The sequence below is a fragment of the Vibrio sp. SS-MA-C1-2 genome, assembly GCF_021513135.1.
Classification (GTDB): Bacteria; Pseudomonadota; Gammaproteobacteria; order Enterobacterales; family Vibrionaceae.
Map to the genome: position 1 here is coordinate 1,165,039 of NZ_CP090981.1, position 17,234 is coordinate 1,182,272.

Below are 17,234 nucleotides of genomic sequence, written 5' to 3' on the forward strand. Positions count from 1 at the left end.
GGCTGATAATAAGGGGTAGGTCGACTAATTTACAAGTAAAATAAGGTTAAAATTCATCTTTCCATTGTCTAAGTGCGGTAAAGGTCGCAACATCGCTACTATTTTTAGCTCGGTTAGTCACTGCTGATTTCAACTGTGGTTGATCACAACGTAAGAATGGGTTGATTAGTTTTTCTCTGCTTAGTGTTGAAGGTAATGTCATCACGCTATTTGCTCGTAAGCGGTTTACTTCATCACGATATTTTAATAAATGTTCATTTTCTGGTTCAACGGCACAGGCAAAAACTAGATTTGCTGCGGTATATTCGTGAGCCGCATAAATTTCTGTTTCCGATGGTAGCGTTAAGATTTTCTCTAATGATGAAAACATCTGTTCGGCAGTCCCCCTAATAAACGGCCACAGCCACCCGAGAATAAAACATCACCACAAAAAAGCTTACCATCACCAATATAAGCAATGTGTCCAGCAGTATGGCCAGGTAGATCAAGTACCATAAAACGTTCATCAAAGAGTTCGACTTGTTCGCCGTCAGAAACGGTGATGTTAACGCCAGAGATTGGCTCTTTTTCTGGGCCGATCACCTTGATTGTAGGGTATTGATGCAATAGTTCTGCAACCCCACCAATATGATCATGATGATGGTGAGTTAATAGAATCGCATCTAAGGTCATCTCGTTGTCTTGTAACCATTTAAGAACCACTTTACTGTCACCTGGATCAACAACGGCACAATGATTTTCATTAGTTGTGATCGCCCAGATGTAATTATCTGAAAATGCGGGTATGCTTTTAATAGTAAGCATTGTTTTCTCCACTATGGATGATTTTTTATTGTGATAAAACCAGCACGAATGACTAAGAAAATGGTTCCCCCATCAAGTTGGCAAGAGCTTGTAAATGGTGAATGGGTTGCAGATCAACTTCAAACCAGACTCGATGAGTGGTGGCCTCGTCTTTTTGGTTTTCATCTGCTGAAACTCGGTGGACTTAGTGCTGAGTTAGCAAGCTGTCATTGTAGCATTCGTCATCAAGTTTGTGTCGATAAACTCAATCCATTACGAAATATTACCTCAGAGCTAGATCATCTACCTTTAACGGATAAGTCGATCGATGCCTGTTTATTAGCTCATCAATTAGATTTTTCTGAAGATCCACATCAACTACTTAGAGAGGTTGATCGTGTGTTAGTGGCAGATGGTTATCTTATTCTTACTGGTTTTAATCCTATGAGTTTAGGTGGTTTATCGCGATTTTTACCATGGAGGCGAAAAAAATATCCATGGAAAGGTCGAATGTTTACACCTGGACGTGTTGTTGATTGGTTACAGTTGCTCAATTATGAGATTAGTTGTCATGATACCTTTGCCATTTTACCGACAACTAAATATTGGCCGTGTGCCACATGGGCTGAAAATTTACTCTCTGATTATTTTTCTCGTTTTGGTGGACTCTATTTTATTGTCGCGAGAAAACGAACGTTACCGATAAAGCCGATCAAGTCTAAATGGATATTTCAAAAAAACTTTAAACCAGCCAGTGCTAACTTTAGAGTCGGATTTAGCCAACAGTTTTTTTATCGTCAACACTGTTATTGCGAACAGTTAAAATTACGTCGTTAATTGAACGTTACCGATTTTAATAGAGAATCAGCAAGGATAACGGTTTAATTAGGTATATATCCATTATCTTCTTGTGTTGGCGACTCTGCTGCTGCTCGTGCGAGTTGATCACAACGCTCGTTTTCTGGATGACCAGCATGACCTTTAACCCAGAACCAAGAGACAGTATGACGTTGACTCTCTTTATCTAGACGTTGCCAGAGATCCGCATTTTTAACCGGTTGTTTCGCTGCAGTTTGCCAGTTTCTCTTTTTCCAGTTAATGATCCATTTAGTAATACCTTGGCGAACATATTGGCTATCAGTGGTAAGTGAGACGTGGCATGGCTGTTTCAGCGTTGCTAGACCTTCAATCGCAGCCAATAACTCCATTCTATTGTTGGTGGTAAGCGTATAGCCGCCCTTTAACTCTTTGATATGTTCTTTATAACGCATTACAACACCATAACCACCTGGTCCTGGGTTTCCGAGACAAGAACCATCTGTGAAAATTTCTACCTGTTTTATCATATCGATTAATATACAATGAACTTAATTGACCAGTTTGACATAGATTGAATTATGAATACTAGCCAGAATCAAAGAATAATTGTCCTTGATACCGAAACAACCGGTATGAATACCAGTGGTGGTCCTCATTATGAAGGACATAGAATCATTGAAATCGGTGCGGTAGAGATTGTAAATCGCCGTTTAACCGGTAATCATTTTCATGTCTATTTAAAGCCTGATCGTGAAGTTGATCCTGAAGCAATTCGTGTACATGGTTTAACAGATGAATTTTTAGCGGATAAGCCAGAATATAAAGAGGTTCATGCCAGCTTTTTAGCGTTTATTAAAGGCGCTGAAATAGTGGCTCATAATGCCCCCTTCGATGTCGGCTTTATGGATCATGAGTTTCGTATGCTTGATCCAAGTATTGGTCAGACAACCGATTACTGTACCGTGACAGATACTTTGGCAATGGCGCGTAAGCTATTTCCGGGAAAACGTAACAATTTAGATATTCTCTGTGATCGATACGGTATCGATAATTCACACCGTACACTCCACGGCGCACTGTTGGATGCCGAGATCCTAGCAGAAGTCTACCTGTTAATGACGGGTGGACAGACTAAATTGGCATTATCTCAAGGTGAAGAAGGTGCAGATTCTGGTGCAATTCGTCGTTTAGATAAGAATAGAAAGAATTTAAAAGTACAAAAAGCTACTGACAGTGAGTTAGCCGAGCACCAAAGTCGACTCGATTTAGTTGAAAAGAGTGGCAGCTGTTTATGGCGCTAATCTGCTTTTGAGTGAGCAGATTATTAAATAAGAAAATATTAAGCCATAAATAGAAAATACCCCAATCATCATTTATCTATTCGATAGCGAGGATTGGGGTATTTTTGATTCAAAGGTTCACCTTTAATCTTGAGAATATTAGATTAAGCTGCGTGATGGACCCCTTTTTTACTCTTCTGTTTATCTGCCTCATTCACTTCTCCGTTGGCAGAGTGATGGCTACTTGATTGTACTATCTGTTTATCTGCTGCGGCTTGAGTGACTAACTCTCTTGGATCAAAGTCATCAACATTGATGGTTTTTAAACGGCTGTGTTCAGCAATTTGTAATAAATTTGCCTCTTGAGGCGTAATGACACCGAGATCTAAACCCTGTTTTGCGACTTTTTCTAGTTGCATAAAGGGTAGGCGTTTACCTGCTGCTTTACAGACTTTATCGTAAATAGGCTCTGCGGTTAAAATATCATGCAGAGCAAGTTCGACATTCCCTACAGGATTATTAGCACAGGCTTCTAAGAATTGTCCTCGGCCTAAACGGCTACGGGTTTCTGACGGTGTTTGAATAATCTGCGCGACTTTATGATCCAATTTATCACTTGGTTGACGACGATTACGGCCGAGTGGGAATAGTAATACTCTTAACGTTGATGCGATAAATCGAAATGGCATATTCACCAAGAATTGATCGATTGCTCGTTGAGCTTGATAAAGTGAATCTTGCATACTCCATTCAAGTAAGGCTAAATCTTCACTATTTCGCCCTTCATCATGATAACGTTTTAACGTAGCTGAACTTAAATAGAGCTGACTTAATACATCACCAAGGCGAGCTGATAGGCGCTCTTTACGTTTTAATGAACCACCTAGTAACGCCATTGATAAATCACTTAATAAGGCAATATTGGCACTATAGCGGTTGAGCTGCTGATAATAGCGTTTTGTTTGGTCATTAAATGGCGAAGATGAACCTCGACCATCGGTAATACCAAACCAGATACTACGAACTAGGTTACTAATGACAAACCCGACATGACTAAATAGAGCAGAATCAAATTGGCTGGTGGCTTGTACCTTATCTGGGTTATAAGCTGCTTTCATCTCTTCAATAACATACGGGTGACAACGAATCGCCCCTTGACCAAATATAATCATTGAGCGGGTCAGAATATTGGCTCCTTCAACGGTGACGGCAATAGGAGCGCCTTGATATGCACGGGCAGCAAAGTTATTTGGCCCCATACAGATCCCTTTACCACCCAGAACATCCATCGCATCAATGACCGATTGCTGTGAACGATGAGTACAATGATACTTAATGATTGCAGAGATAACTGCGGGTTTTTCGCCTTGATCGATACCTGCTACTGTCAACGCACTTGCAGCATCCATCATATAGGCATTACCTGCAATACGAGCTAAAGGCTCTTCGACACCCTCCATTTTACCAATTGGCATCTTAAATTGACGACGAATACGGGCATATGCACCTGTTGCCATTGCTAAGGACTTTAATCCACCGGTAGAGTTTGACGGTAATGTAATTCCTCGTCCAACAGATAAACATTCAACAAGCATACGCCAGCCTTGTCCAGCCATCTCTGGCCCACCAATAATAAAGCTTAATGGTACAAATATTTTTTCGCCACGAGTTGGACCATTTTGGAAGGGAACATTTAGGGGAAAGTGGCGCTGACCTATATCAACCCCTTCCATATCGGTTGGGATTAAGGCACAAGTAATCCCGAGCTCTTCGGTTTCCCCCAGTAATTTATTCGGATCAAAGAGTTTAAATGCTAACCCTAATACTGTTGCGACAGGAGCCAGAGTGATATAACGTTTATTCCACGTTAGTTCCATACCTAAAACTGTTTCACCCTCCCATTGCCCGTAACAGACGGTACCAAAATCTGGGATCGAACCTGCATCTGAACCCGCTTCAGGACTTGTTAGAGCAAAACAGGGAATCTCTGTACCTTCAGCTAACCGAGGAAGATAGTAATCTTGTTGCTCTTCTGTCCCATAGTGCTGGAGTAATTCACCGGGCCCAAGAGAGTTTGGAACACCGACCGTTGATGATAGTACGCCTGATACACCCGTTAAGCGTTGTAAGACTAAAGATTGGGCATAAGCTGAAAACGCTAAGCCACCATATTTTTTCTTGATGATCATGGCGAAGAATTTATTATCTTTTAAGTATTGCCATACTTCAGGAGAGAGGTCGGCATTAGTATGCGTGGTGTCAAAATCAGAGACCATTCGACAAACTTCATTAACGGGACCATCTAAAAATGCTTGCTCCTCAATGGTCAGTGAATTTTTAGGGATCGCATGCATTTTTTTCCAATCGGGAGAACCTTTAAATAATTCGGCTTCCCACCAAACTGTTCCAGCATCGATCGCTTCTTTTTCTGTTCTCGACATTTCTGGCATCACGGCTTTGAATTTACCTAACAAGTAAGAGGTGATGAGTTTACTACGCAGCGAAGGTGTATTGAGGATAATAGCCACGGAAACAAACAGTGCCCAACTTATCACTCCGACGATACCCAAGACAGAGCCGATAGATAACGCAATAGTGATAGCTGCGGTAAAGAACTTTAAACTTGAATGATGGTAAGCCAGCACCCCAAGCATCAATATAAATAGAAGTAGATATACCGTTACAGTCATAAGATTCTCCTTATCATTAGATATAAATAATGGTACGAGGTCATACCAGTAGTTAAATTGTAGCTCTAATCTTGCGTAAATGTAAAATTAATTAACATTTTTTTGTTTGAAATGTGACCATTATTATATTGAGAGTGAAGAGTGAAGCAGAAGAGAGGGGTAAATTATTAACAACTTGTTGCTTGTAATCGTAGCAAAAAAGAGAGAAATTTCCTCTCTAAGGCTTTATTATGCTATTTAATTAGCGTTACTATATAAAAAGTGTCATTCCCGACAAATAATAACAATAGAGATAGATATTATGTATCAAGATCTGATTCATCATGAGCTACAAGAAGCTGCCGATGTGCTGAATAAATTTCTGAGTGATAATAAAAATATTGCCGATATTGAAGCGGCTGCTGTGATGATTGCTGACTCATTTAAACAAGGGGGAAAAGTTCTTTCTTGTGGTAATGGCGGTTCTCATTGTGATGCGATGCATTTTGCAGAAGAATTGACCGGTCGTTACCGTGAAGATCGTCCTGGATACCCTGGAATTGCTATCTCAGATCCAAGTCACTTATCTTGTGTGAGTAACGATTTTGGCTATGAGTCTGTCTTCTCTCGTTACCTTGAAGCGGTTGGTAGCCAAGGTGATGTGCTACTGGGTATTTCAACATCCGGTAACTCGAAAAATATTATTAAAGCAATTGAAGCGGCAAAAAATAAAGGCATTAAGACGATTGCATTGACCGGTAAAGATGGTGGTGCGATGGCTGGATTGGCTGATATCGAGATTCGAGTTGCTCACTTTGGTTATGCAGATAGAATTCAAGAGATCCATATCAAAATTATCCATATCTTAATTCAATTGATTGAAAAAGAAATGGAAAAATAGCATCGTAAATAGGAGATAAATCAGCAATGTGTGAGTTACTTGGCATGAGTGCAAATGTACCTACTGATATCTGTTTTAGTTTTACAGGTTTAGTCCAGCGAGGTGGTAATACTGGGCCTCATTGTGATGGGTGGGGAATTACGTTTTATGAGGGGAAAGGTTTTCGTACTTTTAAAGATCCTCAACCAAGTTATCGCTCTAAAATTGCTGAGTTAGTGCAAAATTACCCAATTAAGAGCTGCTCTGTTATTAGTCATATTCGTCAGGCTAATCGTGGTAATGTTTCACTTGAAAATACGCATCCTTTTACTCGAGAGCTTTGGGGGCGTTATTGGACGTTTGCCCATAATGGTCAATTGAGTGGCTATGAAAATTTAGATACAGGTATTTATCAGCCAGTTGGAGAAACTGATAGTGAAATGACTTTTTGCTGGCTACTTGCTCAAATGCAACAGCGTTTTCCTAGTTATCCTGAAGATAAAGATCAGTTATACCATTTTATTGCTCAATGCTGTGACCAATTAAAAGAGTTGGGTATTTTCAATATGCTGTTAAGTGATGGCGAGTATGTCATGACTTATTGTAGTAATAATTTGCATTGGATTACTCGTCGTGCGCCTTTTGGTGAAGCATCATTAATTGACGATAATGTCGCAATCGATTTTAGTAAAGAGACCACGGACAATGATGTGGTGACAGTTATTACCACACAACCATTAACGGATAATGAGCAGTGGCATAAAATGGTTGAGGGGGAATTTAATCTTTTCCATTTTGGTAAGCGTCTGCTAACGAATAAAGAAGAGCTTCAAGCTAAAGCGAGTTAAGTCATTTCTCTTTGGTTAAGAATGAGAGAGTAAAGCTAAACCCGTTAATTTTAAATTGAAAGACGGACTTAGCTTTTTATTGGCTTTAATTTTTAGATTTTAAATTAATCAGCATAGCCGTTTTCAGGGAGGATTTTCTCATCTAGAACGGCATAGCCATTTTCACAGATTAGACGACCAGCCATAAACCAGCTAACAACAAGTGGATAGATCAAGTGTTCTTGATGCTGGACCCGGGTCTGGATTTCTTCAAGGGTGTCATCATCAAAAATAGGGACTTTAGCTTGAAGGATGACCGCTCCCGCATCCAATTCTTGATTAACAAAATGAACCGAAGTACCGTGCTCTTTATCGCCAGCTTCAATTGCCCGTTGATAGGTATTTAAACCTGGGTATTTAGGTAACAAAGAAGGATGAATATTGAGAATTCTACCTTCGAAAGCTTCTACAATAACTGGAGGTAATATCAGCATAAAACCGGCTAACACAATCAGCTGTGGTTGCTGTTGTTTGATTAATGAGAGCAGTTCGGCATCGTAAGCTTGACGATCACTATAATCATCTCTTGTTAATACATGAGTCGCTATTCCTGCTTTTTTTGCTCTTTCCAATCCATAAGCATCACTTTTATTTGAGATAACGGCACAGATCTCGCCATCAATTTTGCCACTGGCTTGGTGGTCAATAATCGATTGTAAGTTTGATCCGCCACCTGAAATCAGTACCACGATTTTTTTCATTGGATCTCTACCTGCTCTTCATTTTCTACGCGAGAGGCAACGTGGCCAATTAACCATGCTTTTTCACCACTCTGGTTAAGTTGTTCAATTATTGCTTCACTATCTTCCACAGAAACAGCCAAGATAAGCCCCACACCACAGTTGAAAGTACGATACATTTCATGGGTAGTCACATTGCCTTGTTGTTGTAACCAATTAAAGATGACTGGCCACTGCCAACTCTCCCCATTAATGACAGCTTTGGTCTCTTCTGGTAGAACACGAGGGATATTCTCCCAAAATCCGCCACCCGTAATATGTGATATTGCATGGACAGTATGTTGTTCGAGTAGGGAAAGAATGGATTTAACGTAGATTTTTGTCGGCTCGAGTAGATGCTCTGCTAGCGTGCGCCCTTCGAGTTCTTGATTCAAATCGCTGTTATTGTGGTTGATGATATTACGAACTAAAGAATAACCATTTGAATGAGGGCCTGATGAAGCAAGGGCGATAAGGTGATTACCTTGCTGTACATTTTGCCCTGTAATCACTTTACTCTCTTCAACGACACCAACACAAAAACCAGCTAAGTCGTAGTCATTACCGTGATACATCCCCGGCATTTCAGCGGTTTCCCCACCAATCAGTGCACAACCTGATTGCTGACAACCTTCACCGATTCCGGTGACAACGGTTGTCGCGGTATCAACATCTAATTGGCCTGTTGCATAATAATCAAGGAAGAAGAGGGGTTCAGCACCTTGAACAATCAGATCATTGACGCACATAGCGACCAGATCAATACCAATAGATTGATGTTGGTTAAGATCCATCGCTAAACGTAATTTAGTACCAACGCCATCAGTACCTGCAACCAGTACAGGCTTTTCATATTTAGTGGGTAATTGACATAGTGCACCAAAACCACCAAATCCACCCATCACTTCCGGCCTGTGGGTTTTCTTTACCACATGTTTAATTCTATTGACTAGCGCGTTACCGGCATCAATGTTAACGCCTGAGTCTTTATAACTTAACGATTTTTTATTGGATTCCATGGTGTTCCCTACCAGAATAGAAAGAAAAAACCACATTATATTAACAGCTGTGAATCAAAAGGGAAACGTTTGCGTAAAAAAGACGCAAACGATTAAATGATCATAATCATCGCAATATTAATGCTATCCGTTATCCGTTTATTTATATATAATACATCGATTTTTTTTTGCAGGATTGGAGCTATATATGAAAGTCGTAGAGGTGAAACACCCACTGGTTAAGCATAAAGTTGGATTAATGCGCGAAGGTGATATTAGTACAAAACGCTTCCGTGAACTTGCTACAGAGGTTGGTAGCTTACTAACTTATGAAGCAACTGCAAACTTTGAAACTGAAAAAGTAACGATTGAAGGCTGGAATGGCCCTGTTGAAATTGACCAAATTAAAGGTAAAAAAGTAACAGTTGTTCCTATTTTACGTGCTGGTCTAGGTATGATGGATGGTGTGTTAGAACACATTCCAAGTGCACGTATTAGTGTTGTTGGTATTTATCGTGATGAAGAGACACTTGAGCCAGTACCTTATTTCCATAAGCTAGCACCAAATATTGAAGAGCGTGTTGCGCTTGTTATTGATCCAATGTTAGCGACAGGTGGTTCGATGATCGCAACGATTGATCTTCTAAAAGAGAACGGATGTAACCAGATTAAAGTGTTGGTTTTGGTTGCTGCACCTGAAGGTATTGCAGCCCTTGAGAAAGCGCATCCAGATGTAGAGTTCTTTACTGCTGCGATTGATGACTGCCTAAATGACAAGGGATACATACTCCCTGGCTTAGGTGATGCCGGCGATAAGATCTTCGGTACTCAATAAGTTTTTAATTAACCGGCGAAAGCCGGTTTTTTTTGAGCAAAATAAAATGGGCAGTGAGTACAATGCTTAATGTTCATAAAAAATAAAAAATAAAAATAAAAAATAACGATAAAAGAGAGGAGATAACTCATGGCATTTATGAGTAGGCGAACAATGAAGGATGCATTAACAGGGGGGCAGATGCTATTTGTTGCCTTTGGTGCTTTAGTCTTAGTTCCCTTAATTACAGGGTTAGATCCAAACGTTGCCTTTTTTACTGCCGGTATCGGAACATTAATCTTTCAGGTGTGCACTAAAAGACAGGTCCCTGTTTTTCTCGCCTCTTCTTTTGCTTTTATTGCACCAATTCTTTATGGCGTACAAACCTGGGGATTATCAGCAACCCTTGGTGGTTTAATGGCGGCAGGGGCAATGTACCCACTCTTTGGTCTACTAGTAAAGCTGCGTGGTGTTGAGATTTTACATCGTCTATTACCACCTGTGGTTGTTGGACCTGTTATTATCGTGATTGGTTTAAATCTAGCACCTACAGCTGTAAATATGGCTTTAGGCTTGGGTGGTGATGGTCAACCGATGTTTCCAACTAATGTGGCATTGATTATCTCTTTGGCGACCTTAATTACGACATTATTAATTGCGATAGTGGGGAAAGGTATTTTCAAGCTAATTCCCATCATGGGGGGGATTGTTGTTGGTTATATACTTTCTCTCTTCTTTGGGATTGTTGATTTCTCACCGGTCAAAGAAGCTGCATGGTTTGCAGTACCAAATTTCACAGCACCAACATTTCAGTGGGAAGCGGTTCTGTTCATGATTCCGGTGGTTATTGCGCCAGCTATTGAGCATGTTGGTGATGTGTTAGCAATTAGTTCTGTAACGGGCAAAGATTATGTTAAAAAGCCAGGCTTACATCGCACCTTATTAGGGGATGGTTTAGCGACGATGGCAGCTTCAGCATTTGGTGGACCACCAAATACCACTTACTCTGAAGTGACTGGCGCAGTGATGCTAACTAAATCTTTTAATCCTGTGATTATGACGTGGACTGCATGTATTGCTATCGTTGTTGCATTTACCGCTAAAGTGGGGGCTTTTTTGCATACCATTCCTGTCGTGGTAATGGGTGGCATCATGACTCTATTGTTTGGTTCAATTGCGGTTGTTGGGATGAATACCTTGATTCGCTCTAAAGTAAATTTAACTGATCCACGTAATATGTGTATCGTCTCGGTTATTCTAGTTTTCGGCATTGGCGGCATGGTTGTCAATATTGGTGATTATAAGATGCAAGGCATTGCTTTGTGTGCGGTTCTTGCGGTATTACTTAACTTATTCTTACCGAAGAGTGTTGAACATTAAGAATAATTAAAATTAATTGATAACTACTGTTGCCCAACCTTACCTGTTCAGCTTATGATCAGGTGAGGTTTTTCTATTTGGTAATCAGTTATGAAACGAATTGGATATTTGCTATTAATACTTTTCTCCTTGCCAACTCAAGCGGCAAAGGTAAATGATCTCTATAACGCCAATGTACTGTTATCAAGTAATGATAAGCAGGCAGAAGCTACAGCCAAAGTTCAAGGCTTGCAACAAGTCTTGATAAAAGTTTCTGGGCAATCAGCGATTATCTCTAATCCTATTGTTCAAAAAGCACTTCGTAATCCAAACTCCTACATTAGTTCAGTAAGCTATCAAGATGATGCTGACAATCAGCGCTCAGTGCAGCTTACATTTAATGACACCCCTATTCGAGTGCTTCTTTCACAAGCTAAAGCTAATTTATGGGGCAGCAATCGTCCGCTCGTTTTAGTTTGGTTAGTTGAGGATCAGAATGGTTCTCGATCCATTGCGTGGGATCAAGGCAGTGACTCTATTTTACAGGCTATCTCTGACCAAGCCGATCAACGAGGATTACCGGTAATCTCTCCAATTGGTGATTTAACCGATGTGACATCAGTGAACGTAACTGATCTTTGGGGCGGTTTTATTAACCCTGTTGCTAAAGCGAGTGAGCGTTATTCACCCGATGCCATTTTACTCATTAAAGCGAAAAAACAGGGACAAAACACCGTACTCGATTGGCAACTATTCGATAATAATCCGACAAAAATTATGGCAGAACAGACATTGCCTATTTCAGGTCAAAGTCGAGGTGTTACTGCCAATAGTGTGAAAGAGGTGATGGGTAATGTGACTCAGCACTTTGCTCAAAAGTACTCGATCTCTCTAGCTGATAACTCGCAGTCTAAATTGACATTACGTGTTAATCACATTGAATCAAGTGAAGATTATTATCAGTTAGAGCAGCTTATTACCAATCTAGAGGCAGTTGCTACGTTAAGTGTTGATAGCTTCCAAGCTGATGAATTGACATTAACCGTCAGTTTGTTGGCAAATAAAGAAGAGTTTGCTCGTGAGTTATTACTGGATCCTCGTTTAATCTTTGTTAAAGAAGAGAGCATACCTGAGATTGAAGAAAGTGATGTCGCTAGCACGAGTCAAATTGTGAATGGTTCACCGGCAGATAATACACCTTCAACCGGAATACAAGGCAATGCCATTGCTTCAGATTCACAACAAAGCCTTACTATGAGTGATACTGCACCGGATAGTGCGATTCAAATAACTGATGAGCAAGCGGAGATAGACAGTCCCGATGCCACAGCAATACAAGAAGAGGTGAAAATATCACCACTTTATCAATGGCAGAGTTAATCAATTTTTAATGCAGTAATAAAAAACCGACAACAGCTTATGTTGTCGGTTTTTTTTGTTTATTTGATTATTTTGTTCTTTTTTATTGATTCTATTCTTTCTTCTTTTTCTTCTTACGAATACTTAACCCTAACTCTTGGCCTCTTTTTTTCGCATAAAAACTATGGCTGACAAAAGCGATACTGGTTAAGACTAATTCTATCGCTGCTAACCAACGTTCACCTTCATCGGTATAAAGTAGAGTTAAACTGTGAAGAAAATAGAGCATTAAACAGAAGTTAATCCAAGCGTGAGTATAGGGTTTTCCTTTGATGATTCCCGGGAGAGGAAAAAGCAAGGGAATGGTCCAAACTGCCGCTAAAACATAAGGATTAAGCTCTGCAGGTGGAGAGATAAAAATATGCCACAACACTACCCAGACCAATAAGCCTAATGTGCTGGCTAATGAAATATAATAAATCTGCCTTGTTAGTGGGCTATTTCCTTTACTCGCCATTATTAAATAACTTCCAATACTTGCTCTGGTGGACGACCAATGCGAGCCCCTTTCTCTGTCACAACAATTGGACGTTCAATCAGCTTTGCGTTATTTGCCATCGCTTCAATCAGTTGCCCTTCATCTTCAACTGTTTTTAAGTTCAAGCTTTTATAGAGCTCATCTTTGGTGCGCATCAATTGACGAGCTGAATCAAAACCAAGTTGTTGAATCAGGTTTTTTATCTCATCCGCTGTTGGATTTATGTCAAGGTAGAGCACAACGGTTGGCTGGATATTTTTTTCTTCTAGTAGAGCGAGTGTTTGACGACTCTTTGAGCAGCGAGGGTTGTGATAAATAGTAACAGGCATCATCTATTCCTTGAGTTTTACCGATTAATTTTGCTGTATTGTAATGAAAAATAGTTTAGCTACAAGTAAAGAAGTCATACTCATGAGTGATGAGTGTGACTTTTTTACTGTTTTTGTTTACTTTAATGCAAGAAATCGCTGTCTTTGCTGCCGAAGTTGATCGATTCTGGCATCATATCTGGCTTGATCTAAGCTTCCTAACGGGCTTAACTGACTCGCATTTATGTAATTATTTATTGCATCATCCCATCGAGCTCTCAGTGCAAATATTTCACCACGTGCAACAAGCTCTCCAGCTCGATTTCCTTGTATTGCTGCGCTTTTAGCTAGCAGTGACCAACCATTAATATCTTGGGGATTATTATGTGTTTCTCGATTTAAAATTGTTTCTGCTTCTCGTGCTTTACCTTTATCCAATAATGCATTAGCAAGATTTAACTGGATGACGCTATTATCAGGTTGAGTTTTTAAGGCATGTTTCAACCGTTTAATCGCTTGATCGTACTTTTTCTCACCAAGACTTAAATCAGTCATGCTATCGAGATAAAAATGATTCAATGGCTCTTTTGCAATCAATGGTGCAAGTAGATCTCTTGCTTTTCCATATTGACGGCTATCGATATAGAGCAACGCTTTGCCATAATTTAAGCTGTTTGTTAATGAAAATGATTGACTGCTTTTTATGCGACGATTAAACCAATCAAATTTAGCTTGCTGACTGTAAGGAGAATAGCGGGCAATAATTCGAGCTTGAGCAAGATGGAAAGGCTCAGATAGAGCAGGAATAAAGCGCTTATATTGCCCCGCTCGTAATCGGCTGTCAGTTAAACGAGAAGCTGGAAGGGGGTGAGTCAACAGCATCTCAGGTGGCTTGCTCGCGAAACGGTATTGATCAGCTAAACGACCAAAAAAGGTTGGCATAGCCTCAACGTCAAAATGGGATCGCGCTAAGGTTTGAATACCAATACGATCGGCCTCTTTTTCATTGCTTCTTGTGTAGTTAATTTGACTCTGCATTGAAGCTGCCGTTGTCGTTTGCAGTGCTGCAATACCAGCTTGAGGAGAGACAATCGCTAACATGAGAGAGCCAACCAACGCTGCAATTGTCGCTGGATTTTTCTTCGCTTGGTCCTCCATATGTCGAGCAAGGTGGCGTTGGGTGATATGGGCGATTTCGTGCGCCATCACTGAAGCTAATTCACTTTCATCTTTGGTATATAAGAACAGTCCTGAGTGAATAGCAATATACCCACCAAAAAAGGCAAACGCATTAATCTGGCTGTTATTGAGTAAGAAGAAGTGAAAAGGGGTTTTTACTCCATCAGCATTAGCGACTAAGGTATGACCTAAATTTTGAATATATTCACTTAATACCGGATCGGTAATTAAGGGGCTGCTGGCTCGTAGCATCCGCATATAAGCATCACCATATTCAAGCTCTTTACTGATTGATAGCGTTCCTGATGCTGTTGTCCCTATATCAGGCAGATTATAATCCCCAGGTGCTGAAAAAGCGAAAGAGGGGGTTAACAAGCTTCCAATCAGTAGATATGATGTTATTTTTTTCAATATAAACATTAAACTTTATCCAACCGTTTAATAAAATTCTATTTAAGAAGTGTAAACAATATTTAGAGTTAAATTAATTTATATTGTTCATTTCTCATTTAACTCATCTTAATGACAATAACTATTATTTCCTTAGAGTGTACATGCTATTATGACTAAATTGGAACTGAATATAATAAATCAACGTTGCCCTATGGCTCTTTTGTTAGCGAAACGACGCGTAGCAGAACTTTCAAAAGGGGAATCGTTAACCATTCTGGTTGCTGATAGTGGTGCAAAGCAAGATATACCTCGTTACCTGCACACCGTCGTTTCTTCTGTTCAAGTACAACATGATGTTGAAGGCATTATGTCTATTTTTATAATTAAATAAGATGTGAATTCACTATGATGGAAATGTTTACTCGTTGGTATCGACGCCGCTTCTCTGATCCAGATGCGGTTGCACTCGTGCTTATTATTTTAGTTGGTGCCTTAGTTGTCTATTTCTTAGGTGGCTTACTGGCTCCATTGTTTGCTGCGATTGTCTTAGCTTATTTACTCGAAGCGCCAGTAGCAAAGCTGAGTAAACTAGGGTTACCTCGCTCTCTATCAACAACATTAACGTTACTTCTTTTTGTTGGGGTTATGTTGTTGGCCGTCTTTGGTTTAGTTCCAACTATTTGGCATCAAGTTGCTAATTTTATCGCTGATTTACCCAATATGTTTAATGATCTTCAACATTTTGCAGTTAGCTTACCTGAACGTTACCCCGAATTGATTGCGCCTCATGTTGTTGTTTCTGTAATGGATACTGCTCGAGATAAACTGCTCGGCTTAGGCGAAAGTGTGGTGAAAGGGTCTGTCTCTTCATTGATTAATATTGCTTCATTAGGTGTATACCTGATTTTAGTGCCTCTTCTCGCCTTCTTCTTATTAAAAGATAAAAATGAGATGCTAAGGAACGTAACTGACTTATTACCGAAAAATCGTCGTTTAGCTAACCGTGTTGGTAGTGAAATGAATCAACAAATCTCTAATTATATTCGCGGTAAAGTGACGGAGATAATTATTGTTGGTGGTGTGAGTTATGTTGTTTTCTCTGTGATGGATCTTCGCTATACGGCGTTATTAAGTGTCGCTATTGGTTTATCTGTTCTGATCCCCTACATAGGTGCGGCGGCAGTTACCGCTCCGGTTGCTATGGTGGCTCTTTTCCAGTGGGGTATTTCACCTGAGTTTTGGTGGTTACTTTCTGCTTATATGCTGATTCAAATATTAGATGGCAATGTGTTAGTGCCGATTCTCTTTTCTGAAGCGGTAAATCTCCATCCAGTTTGGATCATTGTAGCGGTGTTATTCTTTGGTGGTTTGTGGGGTGTTTGGGGTGTCTTCTTCGCTATTCCACTCGCGACATTGGTAAAAGCGGTTTGGACTGCCTTGTCAGTTCATGATGAAAAAAAACCACTTAGCCATGAGCAGAAAGTCTTAGCAAGAATTAGTGATAACTCAGAGAAGTAAGACGTTGCGGCTTACCTTAGGTGGGGGGCGTTAGTTGGCTGAGCTGTTAAAAGTGAAGATGACAAATTAAAAAGCGAGAGGGTTAGCTTATCAAGTTAACCTTCTCGCTTTTTTGTATATTCCCTTCTTACTTGAAGTTGCTAGGTTGTTGGCGTCGCTCATTCGCCCTAATCATAGAGTACACCTATTACTCATGGGGCCTCACTCACTTGCCGCCGACTAGCAACGCCAATTACTTTGGGTATAAGACAAGTTAACGCTTATTTCGCGTTCAGATAATCTAACACGACTTGATGATGATCTTTAGTTTTGAACTTATCAAAGACATGTTCAATCTTGCCTTTTTCATCAATTAAGAAGCTGGTGCGAACAACGCCCATGAATTCCTTGCCCATAAATTTCTTTAATCGCCATATACCATAGCTTTCACAAACTGCATGATCCTCATCAGCAAGCAGAGTGAAATTTAACTCTTGCTTATTAATAAAGTTAGTCAATTTTTTTGGAGTATCAGGGCTGATGCCAAGGACAACAACATTCAGTGCATCTAGTTCAGCTTTACTGTCACGTAAGCCCTTAGCTTGTGTGGTACAACCCGGAGTTGAAGCTCTTGGGTAAAAATAGATCAGTACTTTCTTGCCTGCAAAATCAGACAGGGTGACTGAGGTATCATTTTGATCTTGAAGTGTAAAGTTAGGCGCTACACTTCCTGCAACTAGAGTATCCATCTG

At 40.1% G+C, this 17,234-nt stretch carries 17 protein-coding genes and 1 pseudogene; 9 read left to right on the forward strand and 9 right to left on the reverse strand.

The genetic code is table 11. From position 1 onward, the window contains the following. Positions 1-46: 46 nt before the first annotated feature. A pseudogene (gloB, locus tag L0B53_RS09915) lies at positions 47-804 on the reverse strand (hydroxyacylglutathione hydrolase). 33 nt (positions 805-837) lie between these two features. On the opposite strand from gloB, the gene L0B53_RS09920 reads away from it, so the two are divergent. Then, entirely contained in the window at positions 838-1,620 is a 783-nt protein-coding gene (locus tag L0B53_RS09920; protein WP_235062224.1) for a methyltransferase domain-containing protein, read from the forward strand. A 44-nt stretch (positions 1,621-1,664) separates the two neighbouring features. Here L0B53_RS09920 and rnhA read toward each other — a convergent pair whose 3' ends face one another. Beyond that, positions 1,665-2,129, reverse strand: a complete 465-nt coding sequence (rnhA, locus tag L0B53_RS09925; protein ID WP_235061886.1) for a ribonuclease HI — start codon at positions 2,127-2,129, stop codon at positions 1,665-1,667. A 51-nt stretch (positions 2,130-2,180) separates the two neighbouring features. On the opposite strand from rnhA, the gene dnaQ reads away from it, so the two are divergent. Further along, positions 2,181-2,903, forward strand: a complete 723-nt coding sequence (gene dnaQ, locus L0B53_RS09930) for a DNA polymerase III subunit epsilon (RefSeq protein ID WP_235061887.1) — start codon at positions 2,181-2,183, stop codon at positions 2,901-2,903. 143 nt (positions 2,904-3,046) lie between these two features. Here dnaQ and fadE read toward each other — a convergent pair whose 3' ends face one another. Next, entirely contained in the window at positions 3,047-5,572 is a 2,526-nt protein-coding gene (gene fadE, locus L0B53_RS09935) for an acyl-CoA dehydrogenase FadE (protein WP_235061888.1), read from the reverse strand. A 301-nt stretch (positions 5,573-5,873) separates the two neighbouring features. Between fadE and lpcA the strand changes: the two genes are divergently transcribed. Next, on the forward strand, positions 5,874-6,452 hold the full coding sequence (gene lpcA, locus L0B53_RS09940; protein ID WP_235061889.1) for a D-sedoheptulose 7-phosphate isomerase: 579 nt from the start codon (positions 5,874-5,876) through the stop codon (positions 6,450-6,452). A gap of 26 nt (positions 6,453-6,478) precedes the next feature. Further along, positions 6,479-7,279: a class II glutamine amidotransferase gene (locus L0B53_RS09945; protein WP_235061890.1), complete on the forward strand. Its 801-nt coding sequence runs from the start codon at positions 6,479-6,481 to the stop codon at positions 7,277-7,279. Between the two features lie 104 nt (positions 7,280-7,383). On the opposite strand, the gene purN is transcribed toward L0B53_RS09945, so the two are convergent. Together purN and purM are read right to left on the reverse strand one after the other, a co-directional pair. Further along, positions 7,384-8,019: a phosphoribosylglycinamide formyltransferase gene (gene purN, locus L0B53_RS09950; RefSeq protein WP_235061891.1), complete on the reverse strand. Its 636-nt coding sequence runs from the start codon at positions 8,017-8,019 to the stop codon at positions 7,384-7,386. Further along, positions 8,016-9,056 carry a phosphoribosylformylglycinamidine cyclo-ligase gene (gene purM, locus L0B53_RS09955; protein ID WP_235061892.1) on the reverse strand — a complete coding sequence of 347 codons (1,041 nt, stop codon included), beginning with the start codon at positions 9,054-9,056 and terminating at the stop codon, positions 8,016-8,018. The genes purN and purM overlap by 4 nt, the downstream gene beginning before the upstream one ends. Before the next feature lie 187 nt (positions 9,057-9,243). Here purM and upp point away from each other — a divergent pair, with 187 nt between their 5' ends. From upp to L0B53_RS09970, 3 genes are all read left to right on the forward strand, one after another. Next, positions 9,244-9,870 carry a uracil phosphoribosyltransferase gene (gene upp, locus L0B53_RS09960; protein WP_235061893.1) on the forward strand — a complete coding sequence of 209 codons (627 nt, stop codon included), beginning with the start codon at positions 9,244-9,246 and terminating at the stop codon, positions 9,868-9,870. A 153-nt stretch (positions 9,871-10,023) separates the two neighbouring features. Then, positions 10,024-11,229, forward strand: a complete 1,206-nt coding sequence (locus L0B53_RS09965; protein ID WP_235062225.1) for a uracil-xanthine permease family protein — start codon at positions 10,024-10,026, stop codon at positions 11,227-11,229. A gap of 90 nt (positions 11,230-11,319) precedes the next feature. Next, positions 11,320-12,588 (forward strand): DUF2066 domain-containing protein, encoded by a 1,269-nt coding sequence (locus tag L0B53_RS09970; protein ID WP_235061894.1) that lies wholly within the window; start codon positions 11,320-11,322, stop codon positions 12,586-12,588. Between the two features lie 91 nt (positions 12,589-12,679). On the opposite strand, the gene L0B53_RS09975 is transcribed toward L0B53_RS09970, so the two are convergent. The 3 genes from L0B53_RS09975 to L0B53_RS09985 form a co-directional block, all read right to left on the reverse strand. After that, positions 12,680-13,084 (reverse strand): DUF2069 domain-containing protein, encoded by a 405-nt coding sequence (locus L0B53_RS09975; protein WP_235061895.1) that lies wholly within the window; start codon positions 13,082-13,084, stop codon positions 12,680-12,682. Positions 13,085-13,086: 2 nt separating this feature from the next. Continuing rightward, positions 13,087-13,434 carry an arsenate reductase (glutaredoxin) gene (gene arsC, locus L0B53_RS09980; RefSeq protein ID WP_235062226.1) on the reverse strand — a complete coding sequence of 116 codons (348 nt, stop codon included), beginning with the start codon at positions 13,432-13,434 and terminating at the stop codon, positions 13,087-13,089. Between the two features lie 117 nt (positions 13,435-13,551). Next, the gene (locus L0B53_RS09985; RefSeq protein ID WP_235061896.1) at positions 13,552-15,012 is read right to left on the reverse strand and encodes a M48 family metalloprotease; all 1,461 of its coding nucleotides are present in this window, start codon (positions 15,010-15,012) and stop codon (positions 13,552-13,554) included. A 184-nt stretch (positions 15,013-15,196) separates the two neighbouring features. On the opposite strand from L0B53_RS09985, the gene L0B53_RS09990 reads away from it, so the two are divergent. After that, on the forward strand, positions 15,197-15,376 hold the full coding sequence (locus tag L0B53_RS09990) for a sulfurtransferase TusA family protein (RefSeq protein WP_235061897.1): 180 nt from the start codon (positions 15,197-15,199) through the stop codon (positions 15,374-15,376). Positions 15,377-15,390: 14 nt separating this feature from the next. Beyond that, on the forward strand, positions 15,391-16,503 hold the full coding sequence (locus tag L0B53_RS09995) for an AI-2E family transporter (protein ID WP_235061898.1): 1,113 nt from the start codon (positions 15,391-15,393) through the stop codon (positions 16,501-16,503). A 260-nt stretch (positions 16,504-16,763) separates the two neighbouring features. On the opposite strand, the gene bcp is transcribed toward L0B53_RS09995, so the two are convergent. Then, complete coding sequence (gene bcp, locus L0B53_RS10000) at positions 16,764-17,231, reverse strand: thioredoxin-dependent thiol peroxidase (protein ID WP_235061899.1); 468 nt, start codon at positions 17,229-17,231, stop codon at positions 16,764-16,766. Positions 17,232-17,234: the final 3 nt, after the last annotated feature.

What these genes read in the sequence shown, in the direction of transcription:
- dnaQ (WP_235061887.1), top strand. Translation starts at nt 2,181, where the DNA reads ATGAATACTAGCCAGAATCAAAGAATAATTGTCCTTGATACCGAAACA.
- upp (WP_235061893.1), top strand. Translation starts at nt 9,244, where the DNA reads ATGAAAGTCGTAGAGGTGAAACACCCACTGGTTAAGCATAAAGTTGGA.
- L0B53_RS09995 (WP_235061898.1), top strand. Translation starts at nt 15,391, where the DNA reads ATGATGGAAATGTTTACTCGTTGGTATCGACGCCGCTTCTCTGATCCA.
- bcp (WP_235061899.1), bottom strand. Translation starts at nt 17,231, where the DNA reads ATGGATACTCTAGTTGCAGGAAGTGTAGCGCCTAACTTTACACTTCAA.
- arsC (WP_235062226.1), bottom strand. Translation starts at nt 13,434, where the DNA reads ATGCCTGTTACTATTTATCACAACCCTCGCTGCTCAAAGAGTCGTCAA.
- fadE (WP_235061888.1), bottom strand. Translation starts at nt 5,572, where the DNA reads ATGACTGTAACGGTATATCTACTTCTATTTATATTGATGCTTGGGGTG.
- lpcA (WP_235061889.1), top strand. Translation starts at nt 5,874, where the DNA reads ATGTATCAAGATCTGATTCATCATGAGCTACAAGAAGCTGCCGATGTG.
- L0B53_RS09990 (WP_235061897.1), top strand. Translation starts at nt 15,197, where the DNA reads ATGGCTCTTTTGTTAGCGAAACGACGCGTAGCAGAACTTTCAAAAGGG.
- purN (WP_235061891.1), bottom strand. Translation starts at nt 8,019, where the DNA reads ATGAAAAAAATCGTGGTACTGATTTCAGGTGGCGGATCAAACTTACAA.
- L0B53_RS09975 (WP_235061895.1), bottom strand. Translation starts at nt 13,084, where the DNA reads ATGGCGAGTAAAGGAAATAGCCCACTAACAAGGCAGATTTATTATATT.
- purM (WP_235061892.1), bottom strand. Translation starts at nt 9,056, where the DNA reads ATGGAATCCAATAAAAAATCGTTAAGTTATAAAGACTCAGGCGTTAAC.
- L0B53_RS09970 (WP_235061894.1), top strand. Translation starts at nt 11,320, where the DNA reads ATGAAACGAATTGGATATTTGCTATTAATACTTTTCTCCTTGCCAACT.
- L0B53_RS09965 (WP_235062225.1), top strand. Translation starts at nt 10,024, where the DNA reads ATGAAGGATGCATTAACAGGGGGGCAGATGCTATTTGTTGCCTTTGGT.
- L0B53_RS09945 (WP_235061890.1), top strand. Translation starts at nt 6,479, where the DNA reads ATGTGTGAGTTACTTGGCATGAGTGCAAATGTACCTACTGATATCTGT.
- rnhA (WP_235061886.1), bottom strand. Translation starts at nt 2,129, where the DNA reads ATGATAAAACAGGTAGAAATTTTCACAGATGGTTCTTGTCTCGGAAAC.
- L0B53_RS09985 (WP_235061896.1), bottom strand. Translation starts at nt 15,012, where the DNA reads ATGTTTATATTGAAAAAAATAACATCATATCTACTGATTGGAAGCTTG.